This window comes from Pseudoalteromonas sp. NSLLW218 (assembly GCF_015864775.1).
Classification (GTDB): Bacteria; Pseudomonadota; Gammaproteobacteria; order Enterobacterales; family Alteromonadaceae; genus Pseudoalteromonas.
This window is the reverse complement of sequence record NZ_JADYWO010000011.1, coordinates 45,565-61,598: the sequence shown is the minus strand read 5'-3', so window position 1 is coordinate 61,598 and position 16,034 is coordinate 45,565. Positions and strand designations below refer to the sequence as shown.

General features: G+C 39.1%; 13 protein-coding genes. 8 read left to right on the top strand and 5 right to left on the bottom strand.

The genetic code is table 11. The annotated features are described in order from the left end of the window. The first annotated feature begins 5 nt into the window (after positions 1-5). From I6E80_RS16420 to I6E80_RS16410, 3 genes are all read left to right on the top strand, one after another. Positions 6-1,214: an ABC transporter permease gene (locus I6E80_RS16420; protein WP_024598342.1), complete on the top strand. Its 1,209-nt coding sequence runs from the start codon at positions 6-8 to the stop codon at positions 1,212-1,214. Between the two features lie 121 nt (positions 1,215-1,335). Beyond that, on the top strand, positions 1,336-2,667 hold the full coding sequence (locus I6E80_RS16415; protein ID WP_197185986.1) for a sigma-54 dependent transcriptional regulator: 1,332 nt from the start codon (positions 1,336-1,338) through the stop codon (positions 2,665-2,667). After that, positions 2,667-3,980 (top strand): PAS domain-containing sensor histidine kinase, encoded by a 1,314-nt coding sequence (locus tag I6E80_RS16410; protein ID WP_197185985.1) that lies wholly within the window; start codon positions 2,667-2,669, stop codon positions 3,978-3,980. Before I6E80_RS16415 ends, I6E80_RS16410 begins: the two co-directional genes overlap by 1 nt. An 89-nt stretch (positions 3,981-4,069) precedes the next feature. Here the strand turns inward: I6E80_RS16410 and I6E80_RS16405 are convergent, their stop codons facing one another. Further along, entirely contained in the window at positions 4,070-4,408 is a 339-nt protein-coding gene (locus I6E80_RS16405) for a Grx4 family monothiol glutaredoxin (protein WP_004335359.1), read from the bottom strand. 266 nt (positions 4,409-4,674) lie between these two features. Between I6E80_RS16405 and I6E80_RS16400 the strand changes: the two genes are divergently transcribed. The 4 genes from I6E80_RS16400 (at position 4,675) to I6E80_RS16385 (ending at position 10,238) form a co-directional block, all read left to right on the top strand. Then, positions 4,675-5,256 (top strand): superoxide dismutase, encoded by a 582-nt coding sequence (locus I6E80_RS16400; protein WP_002960323.1) that lies wholly within the window; start codon positions 4,675-4,677, stop codon positions 5,254-5,256. Between the two features lie 210 nt (positions 5,257-5,466). Beyond that, positions 5,467-7,389: a PrkA family serine protein kinase gene (locus I6E80_RS16395; protein ID WP_197185984.1), complete on the top strand. Its 1,923-nt coding sequence runs from the start codon at positions 5,467-5,469 to the stop codon at positions 7,387-7,389. A gap of 31 nt (positions 7,390-7,420) precedes the next feature. Then, positions 7,421-8,704, top strand: coding sequence for a YeaH/YhbH family protein (locus tag I6E80_RS16390; RefSeq protein ID WP_197185983.1), 1,284 nt, complete (start codon positions 7,421-7,423; stop codon positions 8,702-8,704). A gap of 19 nt (positions 8,705-8,723) precedes the next feature. Then, a complete protein-coding gene (locus I6E80_RS16385) occupies positions 8,724-10,238 on the top strand; it encodes a SpoVR family protein (RefSeq protein ID WP_197185982.1) in 1,515 nt (504 codons plus the stop codon). 98 nt (positions 10,239-10,336) lie between these two features. On the opposite strand, the gene I6E80_RS16380 is transcribed toward I6E80_RS16385, so the two are convergent. Both I6E80_RS16380 and I6E80_RS16375 read right to left on the bottom strand, forming a co-directional pair. Next, positions 10,337-11,308 (bottom strand): diguanylate cyclase, encoded by a 972-nt coding sequence (locus tag I6E80_RS16380; RefSeq protein ID WP_076924127.1) that lies wholly within the window; start codon positions 11,306-11,308, stop codon positions 10,337-10,339. A 3-nt stretch (positions 11,309-11,311) separates the two neighbouring features. Beyond that, complete coding sequence (locus tag I6E80_RS16375) at positions 11,312-12,316, bottom strand: response regulator (protein ID WP_007584074.1); 1,005 nt, start codon at positions 12,314-12,316, stop codon at positions 11,312-11,314. A gap of 233 nt (positions 12,317-12,549) precedes the next feature. Between I6E80_RS16375 and tpx the strand changes: the two genes are divergently transcribed. Further along, complete coding sequence (gene tpx, locus I6E80_RS16370) at positions 12,550-13,131, top strand: thiol peroxidase (RefSeq protein ID WP_197185981.1); 582 nt, start codon at positions 12,550-12,552, stop codon at positions 13,129-13,131. A gap of 87 nt (positions 13,132-13,218) precedes the next feature. On the opposite strand, the gene adk is transcribed toward tpx, so the two are convergent. Continuing rightward, entirely contained in the window at positions 13,219-13,863 is a 645-nt protein-coding gene (gene adk, locus I6E80_RS16365) for an adenylate kinase (RefSeq protein ID WP_076924125.1), read from the bottom strand. 188 nt (positions 13,864-14,051) lie between these two features. Further along, positions 14,052-15,965, bottom strand: coding sequence for a molecular chaperone HtpG (htpG, locus tag I6E80_RS16360; protein ID WP_076924124.1), 1,914 nt, complete (start codon positions 15,963-15,965; stop codon positions 14,052-14,054). Positions 15,966-16,034 lie beyond the last annotated feature (69 nt).

Sequence of the window (16,034 nt, the reverse complement as noted above, 5' to 3'; positions counted from 1 at the left end):
TAACAATGTTAGAAATAAAACCTATATTCAACGCCTTATGCCGCTCAAAGGTGGGGGCTGTATTACTGCTAATTCAAATTGCAATCACAACGGCAATAGTCAGTAATGCTGCATTTATCATTCAAGACAGAATTAGCTATTTAAACCAAGAAACGGGCTACCCTGAACAAGATATATTTAAGTTTAATGTAATGACCTTTGGTACTGATATTAACTTAAGTCAGCAGTTTGAGCTTGATGAAAGCATGCTTAGAAAAATGCCAGGCGTGGTCGATGCCGCATTAAGTAGCAGTATTCCGCTATCAGGGAGTGGCAGCGCTTCGAGCTTTAATTTAAAACCTGCTCCACAAGAAGGCCTAAGTGTCAGGACCGCTTATTTTTTTATAGATGACCACGCAATTAATACCTACGGCGTAAACTTAATTGCTGGGCGAAACTTTACCGAAGATGAAGTGCTCGTTACAAACGAAATTACACAAAAGCGCACCAACGTCACTATAGTCACTAAAGCCTTACTTGATGAGCTCTACCCTGATAGAGATGGTTTAGGGAAAATAGTTTATTTTGGCGACCTACCACTTAAAATTATTGGCGTGATCGGAAACATGAAAGGCCCGTGGCTCAAAGATAGTAAACCCGATAATCTTGCGTTTATTCCTTATATTAAAGCAGCAAGTTATGCACAAGTTGCCGTTCGTACAGAGCCTGGTCAGCGAGCAGCTGTAATGAAAGAAATAGAAAATGCCATGCTCGAAAATTACAGCAAACGCGTTATTAACAACATTAAAGGACTTGATGAATTAAAAAATGAGTATACTGCTCAAGATCGCCTCATGATGCGCATGCTCATAGTATTAATCACTATTTTAGTGCTTATAACCGCTCTCGGTATTTTTGGCTTAACCTTATTTAATATTAGCAAACGTACTAAGCAAATTGGTACACGCAGAGCACTTGGCGCAAGAAAGTCAGCTATTGTTAGCTACTTTTTAGTAGAAAATGCATTAATTTGTAGCCTAGGTTTAGCCTTAGGTGTAGTAACAGCAATACTGCTTGGGAAAATGTTAATGCAGTATTTTTCTGTAGCTGCACTACCGCCAAGTTATATAGCCGTTACCGCCATTGCCGTATTTTTAATGAGCTTACTTGCGGTATTAGCGCCGGCTAAACGCGCTGCTAATATTTCGCCCAGTATCGCAACTCGCACAATTTAACCTAGAATCCGCTTGAGGTAGATTTATTATCCAGAGTTCAGGTTACTAAATCATGCAAAAATCACTATGCTACACTGATTAGTAAGGCAGTGTAGCCATTAAAAAATTATAAAAAAAACCTATGACTCATAAAATATTAATTGTTGATGATAACCAAGCAGTACTCGACGCACTTTCGTTATTGCTCGAGATCCACGACTTTTCGGTAGTGACTGCCACAAACACATTTGATGCACTGCAAATAGTTCGCTATCAGCGAATTGAGCTTGTAATTCAAGACATGAACTTTACCAGCGACACAACCTCTGGCGAAGAAGGTAAAACGTTGTTTTATGAACTACGAGAAATAAACCCACACCTACCTATTATACTTATTACAGCTTGGACCGAACTTGCCACCGCCATTGAGCTTGTAAAAGCCGGTGCTGCTGATTACTTACCAAAACCCTGGGATGATGCAAAACTACTAGTTTGTATCGGTAACTTAATAGAGCTAGGCAGTGCTAAAAAAACAGTTGCTACACATAATCGCCATCAACAAGAGCGTGAAGGTACATTTAAAAGCGCAGACCTTGCCGGGCTAATATTTAAAAGCACGGCTATGGAACGACTGGTCACTATGGCGCTACAAGTAGCTAAATCTGATATATCTGCATTAATTACAGGCCCTAATGGGAGTGGTAAAGAGTGCATTGCGCATATCATTCAAAAAAACTCCCCACTTGTATCGCAACCTTTTATTAAGGTAAACGCAGGCGCACTAGCACAAGAACTTATAGAAGCCGAACTTTTTGGCGCTGAAGCTGGCGCATACACGGGGATAACTAAACAACGTATTGGTCGATTTGAAGCAGCTGATGGCGGTACGTTATTTTTAGATGAAATTGGTAATTTACCACTCTCAGGACAAATAAAATTACTACGCGTAGTACAAACCGGCGAGTTTGAACGTTTAGGCTCAACACAAACACAAAAAGTAAATGTGCGAGTAATATCGGCTACTAACGAAAACTTACTACAAGCAATTGAACAAGGTCGATTTAGGGAAGACTTATATTATCGCCTTAATGTAATTGAACTCAATGTGCCTGCCCTTAGCGAAAGGCAAGATGATGTTTTAGCACTCATTAGCCACTTCTTACCTCACCGAGAGCTGACTATAAACACAGAGAAAGCACTTCAACATTATAAATGGCCAGGTAACGTTCGAGAGCTAGAAAATGCTTGTAAACGTGTAGCGGTACTAAAACCAACAGGTGCGCTTACAGTCGATGATTTTGCACTTTCGTCATCGGTTACTGCTCAACAAGAAGCAAAAGCAGAGCCGACCAAACAGGAAATAGAACAAGCAATGCGCGCTCATCAAGGTGTTATAGCCAAAGTGGCCCGTGAATTTGGTTTAAGCCGACAAGCACTTTACAGGCGATTACAAAAAATGGGTATTGATTATTAATGCCAAACATTATTAGCCACTTTACCCTAAGCCAAAAGGTTGTGTTAATTTGCTCACTTTGTAGCGCGCTGCCTGTTTTTATTATTGCCGCACTTAGTGGTTTTGATATGTACTACACTCTGTTTTTAATATTACTAACGCTTGCATTTAGCACCTTGCTTTCAAGAGCTCTCACCAAGCCAATAAAGCTTGGCATGCAATCGCTCGAAACCGGGTTGCTTAATTTTAAAGATGGTGAGCTCTCCAGCTTACTAGCGTATAAAAGTAATGATGAACTTGGAAAACTATGCCGACTTTATAATCAAACCGCTAAACAGCTTCGCCAAGAAAAACAATGGATTTACCAGCGCGAGTTAATGCTTGATAAAGTATTGCAAAGCTCGCCGCAAGCGTTATTACTGGTCAATGATAATAATACGGTGGTATTTAGTAATTTAATTAGCCGTAGTTTATTTAATAGCGCAACCCGCCTTGAAGGTATGCAGCTAAGTAAATTACTCAAAAATTCGCCTCTGCAATTAATAGCAGCTATAGAGCACGGTGTTGATGGCCTCTTTAATATAGAAATAGAGAATCAAGACTCGCAAACTTGGCATTTAGCCACAGGGGAGTTTTTACTCAATAACCAAAAGCATCATTTATATATATTTAAACAATTAACCCGTGAGCTTAGTCGCCAAGAAGTTGCCGTGTGGAAAAAGGTAATACGCATTATCAGCCACGAATTAAATAATTCACTCGGTCCTATGTCGTCCATGTTACATAGCGCACAATTGCTCGCAAATAAAGTCGATGAGCCCCGCCTTGCCCGTGTATTTGCAACTATTGATGAGCGAATTAGTCATTTAACTGAATTTGTACAAGGCTATGGCAAGTTTGCTAAATTGCCTCAGCCACAAAAAACACGGATTAACTGGCAAAACACACTCAATAATTTAAAAAATCACTGGCAATTTAGCTACGAAATAAAAAATTCACACAATGAATTACAAGCTGATCAAGCCCAACTCGAGCAGCTGCTGATAAACCTATTAAAAAATTCACACGAGTCAGGCTCCAACGCCAATGAAATACATATTCAGGTCGAGTTTGTACCCCAAGCATGTGTTATAAATGTAAGCGACTGCGGCAAAGGAATGAGCGAGCAAGTAATGGCAAATGCTTTAGTGCCCTTTTATTCAACAAAAAGTACGGGGAGTGGTTTAGGGCTAGCTTTATGCAGAGAAATAGCAGAAGCGCATCAAGGGCATATAAGTTTACATAACAAAATAGAGGGCGGCTTAAACGTACAAGTGAGCCTTCCCTATTCGTAAATTAACACAAATTAAAAACAACAAAGCCACTTAAGAAGTGGCTTTGTGTTTAAAGAGCTTAATAACCTGAGTTCAGGTTGAGTAATAAATTACTCTGCGTCAGCTTCTTTATATTTAGCAGCAGTTTCAGTAATTAACGGCTGTAATTCACCGCGTTGAAACATTTCGATAATAATGTCACAACCACCAACTAATTCGCCATCTACCCAAAGTTGTGGGAATGTTGGCCAATTTGCATATGCTGGAAGCTCAGCACGAATGTCTGGATTAAGTAAAATATCAACGTATGCAAATGGTTCACCACATGACATTAACGCTTGCGATGCTTGTGAAGAAAAACCACAATTTGGTAATTTTGGTGACCCTTTCATGAAAAGGATTATTGGATTTTCTGAAATTTGCTGTTTAATTTTATCAATGGTTTCCATCTACAACCTCAAAGTAACGATAGCTAAATATATTTAGGTCTTGAAAATAACTCATCGTGACCACAAATATATAACTTAAAATGGGCAAATAAAGCCGCAATTGAAATAGTCTTTCGCAATAGCATTGCTGTTTGCTTAAACTTGAGTAAAATACTCAACAATTATAGTAACACTATATTACCGCTTGGTATAGGTAACTGCTCTGTTTCAACAGGCATTACGTATTACCAAATGGACTATCAACCAAAGAAGATGGAGATAAAAAAATGGCATTTGAACTACCGTCACTACCATATGCAATCGACGCACTTGAGCCACATATTTCAAAAGAAACGCTAGAGTTTCACCATGGCAAACACCACAACACATACGTGGTTAAGCTTAATGGTTTAATCCCTGGTACTGAGTTTGAAAACAAATCTCTAGAAGAGATCGTATGTTCATCAGAAGGCGGCGTATTTAACAACGCAGCACAAATCTGGAACCATACTTTTTACTGGAACAGCTTATCTCCAAACGGCGGCGGCGAGCCTACTGGCGCAGTTGCTGATGCAATCAACGCTAAATGGGGTTCTTTTGATGCGTTTAAAGATGCATTAAATGACAAAGCAGTAAATAACTTTGGTTCAAGCTGGACGTGGTTAGTTAAGCTTGCTGATGGTTCACTAGACATCGTTAATACATCTAACGCTGCTACACCATTAACTGATGATGGCGTTACTCCAATCCTTACAGTGGATTTATGGGAACACGCTTACTACATTGATTACCGTAACGTTCGTCCAGATTACCTTAAAGGTTTTTGGTCGCTTGTTAACTGGGAATTCGCGAACGCTAACTTCGCTTAATTAGCCTTTAAACGCTAATGTAAAAAAGACGCTTAGGCGTCTTTTTTTGTTTCTTGTTTATCACACCTAAGCGCCTCACCATTTAATAAAACACTTTTAGTAACATGATCTTTTTTCACTTAAATTTTTAATTTTATTGCACAAAAATACACATTCGTGACTAGACTTTAAAAGGTAAGCACCTTTTTACAGCGGGTTTCGGAGGTTATTATGACGATTTTTGAGCATTACCAAGCACGATACGAAGCGGCACAGGAAGAAGAATACAGTATCGCTGAATTTCTTGAGATTTGTAAAACCGATAAGTCTGCCTACGCCAGCGCACCAGAACGCCTACTCATGGCAATTGGCGAACCACACATGGTAGATACCGCAACGGATGCACGACTAAGTCGATTATTTTCAAATAGAGTAGTTGCGCGCTACCCTGCCTTTGCTGATTTTTATGGTATGGAAGACGCCATCGAGCAAATAGTCTCTTATTTAAAACATGCGGCTCAGGGGCTAGAAGAATGCAAACAAGTGCTTTATTTACTTGGACCTGTTGGAGGTGGTAAATCATCCATTGCAGAAAAACTAAAATATTTAATGCAACAAGTGCCTATTTATTCAATTAAAGGGTCTCCTGTAAACGACCACCCCCTCTCCTTGTTTGATCCTATCGAAGATGCAGACGTACTAAAGCAAGAATACGGTATTAAACCGCGCTACTTAAAAACCATTATGTCGCCTTGGGCTGGCAAACGCTTAAAAGAGTTCAATGGTGATATAAGCCAGTTTAGAGTGGTTAAACGCTACCCTTCTATTTTAAACCAAATAGGCATTGCCAAAACAGAACCTGGAGATGAAAACAACCAGGATATTTCGGCGCTAGTGGGTAAGGTCGATATTCGCCAGCTTGAGCACTTTGCTCAAAATGATCCTGATGCATACGCCTATTCGGGCTCTTTATGTTTAGCTAACCAAGGGCTGATGGAATTTGTAGAAATGTTTAAAGCACCGATTAAAGTGCTGCATCCTTTACTTACTGCAACCCAAGAAGGTAACTACAACGGCACAGAAGGAATTAGTGCTCTGCCCTTTAATGGCATGATCCTCGCTCACTCTAATGAGTCTGAGTGGCAAACCTTTAAAAACAATAAAAACAACGAAGCATTTTTAGACCGTGTTTATATTGTAAAAGTCCCTTATTGCTTACGTGTAACTGAAGAAATTAAAATTTATGACAAATTACTTGAGCACAGCGAGCTGTACAACGCGCCATGCGCACCAGGTACACTTAAAACATTGGCGCAATTTACAACATTATCACGTTTAAAAGAGCCAGAAAATTCAAGTATTTATTCAAAAATGCGGGTATACGATGGCGAGACCCTAAAAGACACCGACCCCAAGGCAAAATCGTATCAAGAGTATCGTGATTACGCAGGAGTTGATGAAGGTATGACGGGATTATCTACTCGTTTTGCGTTTAAAATTTTATCCCGCGTGTTTAACTTTGATACCACTGAGGTTGCTGCAAATCCGGTGCACTTATTTTATGTGCTTGAGCAACAGATAGAGCGCGAGCAATTTTCAAGTGAAATAGAAGAGCGTTATTTAAGCTTTTTAAAAGGCTATTTAATACCGCAATACGTTGAGTTTATAGGTAAAGAACTGCAAACCGCCTATTTAGAATCCTACTCAGAATACGGACAAAATATTTTTGACCGTTATGTAATTTATGCAGACTTTTGGATACAAGACCAAGAATATCGCGACCCCGATACGGGACAACTATTTGACCGCGAGGCACTTAATGCCGAACTTGAAAAAATAGAAAAATCAGCAGGAATTTCTAATCCTAAAGATTTTCGTAATGAAATAGTGAATTTTGTACTGCGTGCCCGTGCGCATAACAACGGTAAAAACCCGCTATGGACAAGCTACGAAAAATTACGCACGGTAATTGAGAAAAAAATGTTCTCTAATACCGAAGATTTACTCCCCGTTATTTCGTTTAATACTAAAACGTCTGCAGAGGATCAGCAAAAGCACGAAGACTTTGTGAACCGTATGGTCGAAAAAGGCTATACACAAAAACAAGTTCGCTTGCTTTCTGAGTGGTATTTACGGGTTAGAAAATCGCAATAACCTTCATAGTCGTAGTATATAGGAGGTCAATATGGCGCATTTTATAGATAGGCGTTTAAACGGAAAAAATAAAAGTACGCTTAATCGCCAGCGCTTTATTAGGCGCTATAAAAAGCAAATTAAAGAAGCAGTTTCAGATGCGATTAACAAACGCAGCGTTACCGATTCAAGCTCTGGTGAGAGTATTTCTATTCCACAACGCGATATCAGCGAACCTACATTTCATCAAGGGCAAGGCGGGAATAGAGAACAAATTCACCCTGGTAACGATCAGTTTTCTACAGGTGATAAAATTGAGCGCCCTAAAGGCGGGCAAGGCGGCGGTGCCGGTGAAGGTGACGCCAGCGATTCGGGCGAAGGACAAGATGAGTTTGTATTTTCAATATCAAAAGATGAATACCTTGATTTATTGTTTGAAGATTTAGAGCTCCCTAACTTACAAGAAAACCAACTTGATAAGTTAGTGCAAATGAAAACCCACCGCGCTGGTTTTTGTAGCGACGGCATGCCAAGTAATATTGATATTGTCCGCTCACTTCAAGGTTCGCTTGCACGACGTGTGGCAATGAGTGCAGGTAAAAAACGCCGACTAGTTGAGCTTGAAAATCAACTTGATGCGTTGCTTGATGAGCCACATAGCGACAAAGCGGCAATTGCTTTATTGCAAAAAGAAATTGCAGCATTAAAAGTACAAATTAAATCGGTCCCGTTTATTGATAACTACGATTTACGTTTTCGTAACTACGAAAAGCGCCCTCATCCCACCAGCAAAGCGGTGATGTTTTGTATTATGGATGTGTCAGGCTCAATGGATCAGCCAACAAAAGACATGGCAAAGCGCTTTTATATTTTGCTTTATCAATTTTTAACACGCAGCTATAAAGACATAGAAGTTGTTTATATTCGCCACCACACACAGGCAAAAGAAGTAGACGAACAAGAGTTTTTTTATTCTCAAGAAACGGGCGGCACTATTGTTTCAAGCGCACTTAAATTAATGAACGAAATAATAAAAGAGCGTTATCACGCAAACGAGTGGAATGTATACGCCGCACAAGCCTCTGATGGCGATAACTGGGCGGACGACACCCCGCAGTGTGGTGAGATTTTACGTAATAAGCTCTTAAGCGCAGTACGCTATTTTGCGTATATTGAAATAACCACTCGTGCTCATCAAAGCCTATGGCGCGAATATGAATCTATAACACACAGCCATAGTAATTTCGCCATACAGCATATTCAAAGCGTTGAAGATATTTACCCAATTTTTAGGGAGCTATTTAAAAAAGGTCGTCAACAGCAAAACTCTGCATAGCATAAAGCGAGGTAGCATTATGAATGATAAACGATTGAGTGATGGCCCAGATTGGACCTTTGATTTATTAAATGAATACCAAGGTGAAATTGCTCGTGTTGCAGCTCACTACAGGTTAGACACATACCCTAATCAAATTGAAGTGATAACCGCAGAGCAAATGATGGATGCTTATTCAAGCGTTGGTATGCCTATTGGCTACAGTCATTGGTCGTACGGTAAAAAGTTCATTCAAACAGAGCAAAATTATAAGCGCGGACAAATGGGTCTCGCTTACGAAATAGTGATAAATTCAGACCCTTGTATTGCGTACTTAATGGAAGAAAATACCCTACCTATGCAAGCACTTGTAATGGCGCATGCATGTTACGGACATAACTCATTTTTTAAAGGTAATTACTTATTTAAAACCTGGACCGATGCTGGCTCAATTATTGATTACTTGGTATTTGCTAAAAACTACATAAGCCGCTGTGAAGAAAAGCACGGTATTACACAAGTAGAAGCCCTGCTCGACTCATGTCATGCATTAATGAATTACGGAGTCGATCGCTACAAACGTCCACAACAAATATCGTTATTTGAAGAACAAAAACGCCAACAAGAGCGTGAAGACTACCTTCAATCGCAAGTAAATGAATTATGGCGGACTATTCCTGAGCAACAGCAAGAAACCAAAAAGAAAGTCCGCCATTTTCCTTCTGAACCCCAAGAAAATATTTTGTATTTTATTGAAAAAAACGCTCCATTACTGGACTCTTGGCAACGTGAAGTGATACGTATTGTTCGTAAAATTTCGCAATACTTTTACCCACAAAAACAAACTCAAGTAATGAACGAAGGTTGGGCAACTTTTTGGCATTACACCATCCTTAATCACTTATATGATGAGGGAAAGCTCACCGACTCGTTTATGTTAGAATTTTTACAAAGCCACACCAACGTAGTTTATCAGCCACCTTATAACAGTAAGTATTATTCAGGCATTAACCCATACGCTTTAGGCTTTAATATGATGGTTGATATTCGCAGAATGTGTGAGCACCCAACACAAGAAGATAAACGCTGGTTCCCTGAATATGCAGGCAGTAATTGGCTAGATACACTGCATTTTGCAATGGAAAACTTTAAAGATGAGAGTTTTATTAGCCAGTTTTTATCACCTAAGTTAATTCGTGATTTTAAATTATTTACTATTATTGACCATACTAATAATCCCCATTTAGAAATTGGCGCAATACATAACGACAACGGCTATAAAGCTGTAAGAGAAGCCCTCTCAGCGCAGTACAACTTGAGTAATCATGAGCCCAACATTCAAGTATATGACGTTGATATTAGAGGTGATCGTTCACTAACCCTGCGCTACGTACCTCATAACAACATTCCTTTAGCAAACTCGCACAAAGAAGTACTTAAGCATCTTTACAGATTATGGGGCTTTAAAGTAAAACTTGAACAAGAGTCAAATTGTGGTGAGGTCTCTATAATTGGTCAGTGTCCAACCGATGACTCTCGACACACAACTGAGTAACAATAGGGGATAAGAAAAATTTGTTGTGCTGGTTGGCTTAGCTGACTATACAAACACCCTATTATTTAACTCTAAATTCTGGATATAAAAAATGACGCTTAAGCGTCATTTTTTATATCTTCGTAGGCTATTACTTTATTTCGCCCTGTATTTTTAGATTGGTACAATGCTTTATCTGCAGCCTCTATCCAGCGCTCATGATTTTTAAAATCATTACTGTTACCAGCTAGCCCTATACTTACCGTCATTGTTATTTCAAAGTGTTTATACTTAACAGGGTTAGTTTCAATCAGTACCCTTAAACGCTCAGCAAATACAAAAGCGCCTTCTTTATCTGTATCAAGTAATGTCACTGCAAACTCTTCACCGCCATAACGCCCTGCAACATCAGTTTCGCGCAGCGTCGTACGTAGTAAGTTAGATAAATGACGGAGCGCTTCATCACCGCAGCTATGTCCGTATTCATCATTTATTTTTTTAAAGTGATCAATATCAAACATTAATAATGTACTACAGCCACCACTTCGCTTAACTCTCAAAAACTCTTGGCGCAATGTACCTTCCCAATGTCCACGGTTTGCAAGCTGCGTTAAACTATCTGTTTGACTTACTTGTTCTAGTTTTTTGTTTAACTCTTCTAGTTCTTTTTTATTAACCGCTACATCTGTTACATCGTACAAAATTATACAAATATGACTAACTTCGCCCATCGTATTGGTAAGAGGAATAAATGTCGCATTTTGATACATGTAATCAGCTTTACCAGTAATAGGTCGATAATTTTTAAAACGAAAAATGTATGGCTGCTGCTCCCAAATCGTAAAAGAACGATTTTTTAATACAAAAACCGACTCTGACTTACTTCTAAACCATTTTTCGTCTATTGCTGGAAATAAATCAAATAGGTCTTTATCTTTTACCGCGCTTGGTAAAAGCCCTGAATGGTTTTCCATAAAGCCATTCCATACACACACTTTATAGTCTCTATTAAGCACTACAAGGCCTACATCAACGGTATTGAACATATCCATTAACCAATGGATTTCAGTCATCTCTAAATCAGCAGCCATAACTTAATCTTCTAATAGGTAAGCAACTTTGTACTTCAAAGTTTTAAGTGAATCTTCAGTAAATAACAGCATGAGATCGCAATTTATATCATGGTTTTCAATACCGTAACTAATCTCTATAGCAAGCGTACGCTGCCAGCGTGACTTATTTGATTTAACCAGTTCAGACACATCTCGGTGTTGGCCAAGTACAATCGGGTGCCCTTGGCTAAATGACATATCGAGCTGCTTAGAAAGCCCCGTTAAAATAGCGCCTATCAAAATATTACTAATATCCATAAGCAGCTCAAGTTCAATTTTATCGTTTAACTCACCGTCATAATTCATCAAAGAAGCTATTTCTTTAAAGCTTGAATCATTTAAAAGTAATAGCGCCTCGCCCGAAATACCACCGCCAATAAAGCCCTGGCACACACCCGATGTAGCTGCATTATTGTCTATAGACTGCAGCGCCATATCGAGTTCATTAACTTCCAAAATATTCACATTAGGAATTGGTAGCTCGACAAACACATTAAGAAGGCGTGCAAGTAAATCCCCAGCCTGACCCATAGCAACGTTAGTTAGCTCTTGGTATATATCTCGAACATCAGGGTCGACTTGCTCTCCTAGCGAATGAGAGAGACGCTCACGCATAGCTTTATCTTTGATGCCATGGTGTTCAATTATGCTGGCTAGCTTTTCGGGGGAACATGGCTTTTGAATAAAATCGATAGCACCAAGTTCAAGCACTCTTTGATGTGCACTTGGCTGTATATCACCAGAGACGACAACAGTGAGTATGTTTAGCCCCTGTTCTTTCATAGCGATTAAAACTTCATAGCCATCCATTTCAGGCATGTTTAAATCGAGAAAAAGTATCTCTGGTTCAATTAACTTTATTTGCTTTATACAATCAACACCGTCGAGTGCAAATTCAACTTTAATATCCCAATCTTCAGGTAATGAGCGAGCTAGTTGACGCCTAGCTAATTTTGAGTCATCACATATTAGTACCGATGTTGACATATTATCTCTCTGTTTCTAAACCAGTCATGAGCATTAAAATTACTTTATAGTGGTTTTTATTTTTATTATTGAAGATATATTTTGTAACTTCATGTTAATCAAAGTTTAGCACAGTTACAATTTTTATATTACAGAACTAATCCCAGTTTAATTAGAGCTGTATAATCACTTGGTTACTATAGCGCAGTATAATACACTGACGCCCATTGCGTTAATTTAAAAGGAAATACCTTATGTTACGTTCACTTGCCTTTGTTTTGAGTGCATTTTGCTCTGTGGCTATTGCAGCCGATTACCCAGAAAACATGCTAGACATAGGAAAAGTATCTGCACAGGGCAAACCAGTAACTTTATTAGGCAAAGGGATCTCTGTTGGAGATAGCGCGCCAAATTTCAAAGTAGTTGATGACAACTTCATCCCTGTAACGCTTGAGGACTACAAAGGCCAAGCTGTATTGATAAGTGTAGTACCCAGTCTTGATACAGGCATTTGTAGCCTGCAAACTAAACACTTTAATGAAAAAGTAGCCTCGCAATTTCCTGCGGTTGCTATGTTGACAATTAGTGCTGATTTACCATTTGCTCAAAAGCGTTTTTGCAAAGCTGAAAATATCGATAAAATCACTACGTTATCTGATTCTGTTTGGCGCGATTTTGGCCAAAAATACGGATTAATTATTAAAGATATGGGTTTACTAACCCGAACTGTATTTATTTTAGATGAAAGTCACAACATCATTTATAAACAATTAGTTAGTAGTCTTTCAACTGAACCAGAATATAACAGCGTAATTGAGAAACTTAAAACGCTGTAAAGCCGATTAATTAGCACTAATTAAGCAGGCTAAATAGACTTAAAACAAAAAACCGCCAATTGGCGGTTTTTTAATGTGCTTTTATAATTAACCTAAAAGCTCACCAAGTTGTGAACTTACAGCTTCAACAGCTTGTGTACCATCTAGTTTGTGGTACTGAGTGTTACCAGCAGCAGCTTCTGCTTGGTAGTAATCAACTAATGGCATAGTTTGTTCGTGGTAAATACCTAAACGTTTACGTACTGTTTCTTCAGTGTCGTCTGCGCGAACAATTAAGTCTTCCCCAGTTTCGTTGTCTTTACCTTCCACTTTTGGTGGATTGTAAACAACGTGGTAGACACGACCAGAACCAGGGTGAACGCGACGTCCGCCCATGCGTTCAACAATCACTTCGTCAGCCACGTCAAATTCAATAACGTGATCAACCACTACGCCATTTTCTTTCATTGCATCAGCTTGAGGAATAGTGCGTGGGAAGCCATCAAGTAAAAAGCCTTTCTCACAATCCGCTTTAGTAATACGCTCTTTTACTAAACCAATAATAATATCATCAGAAATTAGTTGACCAGCATCCATTACTTTTTTTGCTTCTAGGCCTAGTGGTGTGCCTTCTTTAATTGCCGCACGTAACATATCGCCAGTAGAAATTTGTGGAATACCGTATTTGTCCATTAAAAACTGAGCTTGAGTACCTTTACCTGCACCCGGCGCGCCCAAAAGAATAATGCGCATATTATTGTCCCCTAGTATGGATATTTATTTTAAAGCCTGAATTCTTCCACAAGCGCCGCAGATACTCAAGCAACTTATACTAATTGATGAGTCGCAGGTGTATTTACAGCGCATTAAAAAAGGGAACACACGTTCCCTTTTATTTAAAGTATATAATTTATACTTTTATTAACTAAATAAGTAGTTAACTACTTACTTAGCTCAAGCATTAGCTTGTTTAAGCGAGTAACGAATCCTGTTGGATCTTTAAGTGTACCGCGTTCTGCAAGTAATGCTTGGTCTAATAAAACATGTGACCACTGTGAAAACTTATCTTCATCTTGTTCGTCATTTAAATGCTTAACAAGTTGGTGCTCTGGGTTTAGCTCAAACACAGGTTTTGCTTCTGGGGCTGCTTGACCTACAGACTCCATTAGCTTTTGCATTTGTGAGCTCATATCGTTGTCGTCGCTTACAACACACGCTGGAGAATCTGTTAAGCGGTGCGTAAAGCGTACTTCTTTAACGTCTTCACCTAGTGCTGTTTTAATACGTTCAACAAGCCCAGCCATTTCTTTTTCAGACTCTTCTTGTGCTTTTTTAGTCTCTTCGTCGTCCAGCTTACCTAAATCTAGGTCACCACGTGTGATTGACTGTAGTTGCTTATCAGCAAATTCAGTTAAGTGGCTCATCATCCACTCATCAACACGGTCACTTAGTAGTAATACTTCAATGCCTTTTTTGCGGAAAATCTCTAAATGCGGTGAGTTTTTCGCAGAAGTAAATGTATCAGCTACTACATAGTAAATTTTATCCTGACCTTCGTTCATGCGCTCAACATATTGCTCAAGCGACACATCTTGCGTTTCTGAATCAGTATGAGTCGAAGAAAAACGTAATAGTTTACACACAGCTTCTTTATTTGCCGCATCTTCAGCTGGGCCTTCTTTCATTACTTGGCCAAACTCATTCCAGAATACTTGGTAATCGTCAGCTTTGTTTTTAGCCATACGCTCAAGCATTTTAATAATGCGCGATGTACACCCTTTACGAATAGCTTGCGTTACTTTGTTGTCTTGTAGAATTTCACGAGATACGTTTAGTGGTAAATCGTTTGAATCTAGTAAACCTTTCACAAAACGAAGGTAGCTTGGCATGAACTGCTCAGCATCATCCATTACAAATACACGTTGTACGTAAAGTTTTAAGCCACTTTGGCGTTCACGGTTCCATAAATCGAAAGGTGCTTTTTTAGGGATGTATAAAAGGCTCGTATATTCAGTTTTACCTTCAACCTTATTATGTGCCCAGCTAAGTGGATCTTCCCAGTCGTGGCTTACGTGCTTGTAAAACTCTTTGTATTCTTCATCAGAAAGCTCTGACTTATCACGCGTCCACAATGCAGTTGCACGGTTAATGCTTTCCCATTCACCTGGTACTGCTGGAATTTTTTCGCCGTCTTCGCCTTCAGACTCTGGTACTTCTGCTTTAAACATTTGTACAGGTGTTGAAATATGGTCTGAGTATTTAGTAACAATGCCGCGCAGGCGGTAATCGTCAGCAAATTCTTTTTCTTCATCACGAAGATGTAAAATAATGTCGGTACCACGGCCTTCTTTTTCAATTTCTTGAAGCGTGTATTCGCCTTCACCTTGAGATTCCCACTCGTAAGCTGTTGTTTCACCCGCTTTACGTGTACGAACAGTTACTAAATCGGCAACAATAAATGCTGAGTAAAAACCAACACCAAATTGACCAATTAACTGTGAATCTTTACTTTGATCACCCGTTAAGTTTTTGAAAAACTCAGCAGTACCCGACTTTGCAATGGTACCTAGCGAGCTAATTACTTCATCGCGTGTCATACCAATACCATTATCAGAAATGGTAATTGTATTTGCTTCTTTATCTGCGCTAATACGAACACGTAAATCGGCATCACCTTGGTAAAGGTCGCCTTGAGATAGCGCTAAAAAGCGTAACTTGTCTGCCGCATCTGATGCGTTTGACACAAGTTCGCGTAAAAATATTTCTTTATTAGAATAAAGAGAATGAATCATTAAGTTTAATAATTGTTTTACTTCTGTTTGAAAGCCTAATGTTTCTTTTTGTGCTGCAGTCATTTATATATCTCCAATTTGCAAAGTGTCTGCGTTATGCAGTTAATATGGGGTGAGGTGTTAGAACTTCAA

Coding starts and splice junctions, on each gene's coding strand:
- I6E80_RS16420 (WP_024598342.1), top strand. CDS start 6: ATGTTAGAAATAAAACCTATATTCAACGCCTTATGCCGCTCAAAGGTG.
- I6E80_RS16415 (WP_197185986.1), top strand. CDS start 1,336: ATGACTCATAAAATATTAATTGTTGATGATAACCAAGCAGTACTCGAC.
- I6E80_RS16410 (WP_197185985.1), top strand. CDS start 2,667: ATGCCAAACATTATTAGCCACTTTACCCTAAGCCAAAAGGTTGTGTTA.
- I6E80_RS16405 (WP_004335359.1), bottom strand. CDS start 4,408: ATGGAAACCATTGATAAAATTAAACAGCAAATTTCAGAAAATCCAATA.
- I6E80_RS16400 (WP_002960323.1), top strand. CDS start 4,675: ATGGCATTTGAACTACCGTCACTACCATATGCAATCGACGCACTTGAG.
- I6E80_RS16395 (WP_197185984.1), top strand. CDS start 5,467: ATGACGATTTTTGAGCATTACCAAGCACGATACGAAGCGGCACAGGAA.
- I6E80_RS16390 (WP_197185983.1), top strand. CDS start 7,421: ATGGCGCATTTTATAGATAGGCGTTTAAACGGAAAAAATAAAAGTACG.
- I6E80_RS16385 (WP_197185982.1), top strand. CDS start 8,724: ATGAATGATAAACGATTGAGTGATGGCCCAGATTGGACCTTTGATTTA.
- I6E80_RS16380 (WP_076924127.1), bottom strand. CDS start 11,308: ATGGCTGCTGATTTAGAGATGACTGAAATCCATTGGTTAATGGATATG.
- I6E80_RS16375 (WP_007584074.1), bottom strand. CDS start 12,316: ATGTCAACATCGGTACTAATATGTGATGACTCAAAATTAGCTAGGCGT.
- tpx (WP_197185981.1), top strand. CDS start 12,550: ATGTTACGTTCACTTGCCTTTGTTTTGAGTGCATTTTGCTCTGTGGCT.
- adk (WP_076924125.1), bottom strand. CDS start 13,863: ATGCGCATTATTCTTTTGGGCGCGCCGGGTGCAGGTAAAGGTACTCAA.
- htpG (WP_076924124.1), bottom strand. CDS start 15,965: ATGACTGCAGCACAAAAAGAAACATTAGGCTTTCAAACAGAAGTAAAA.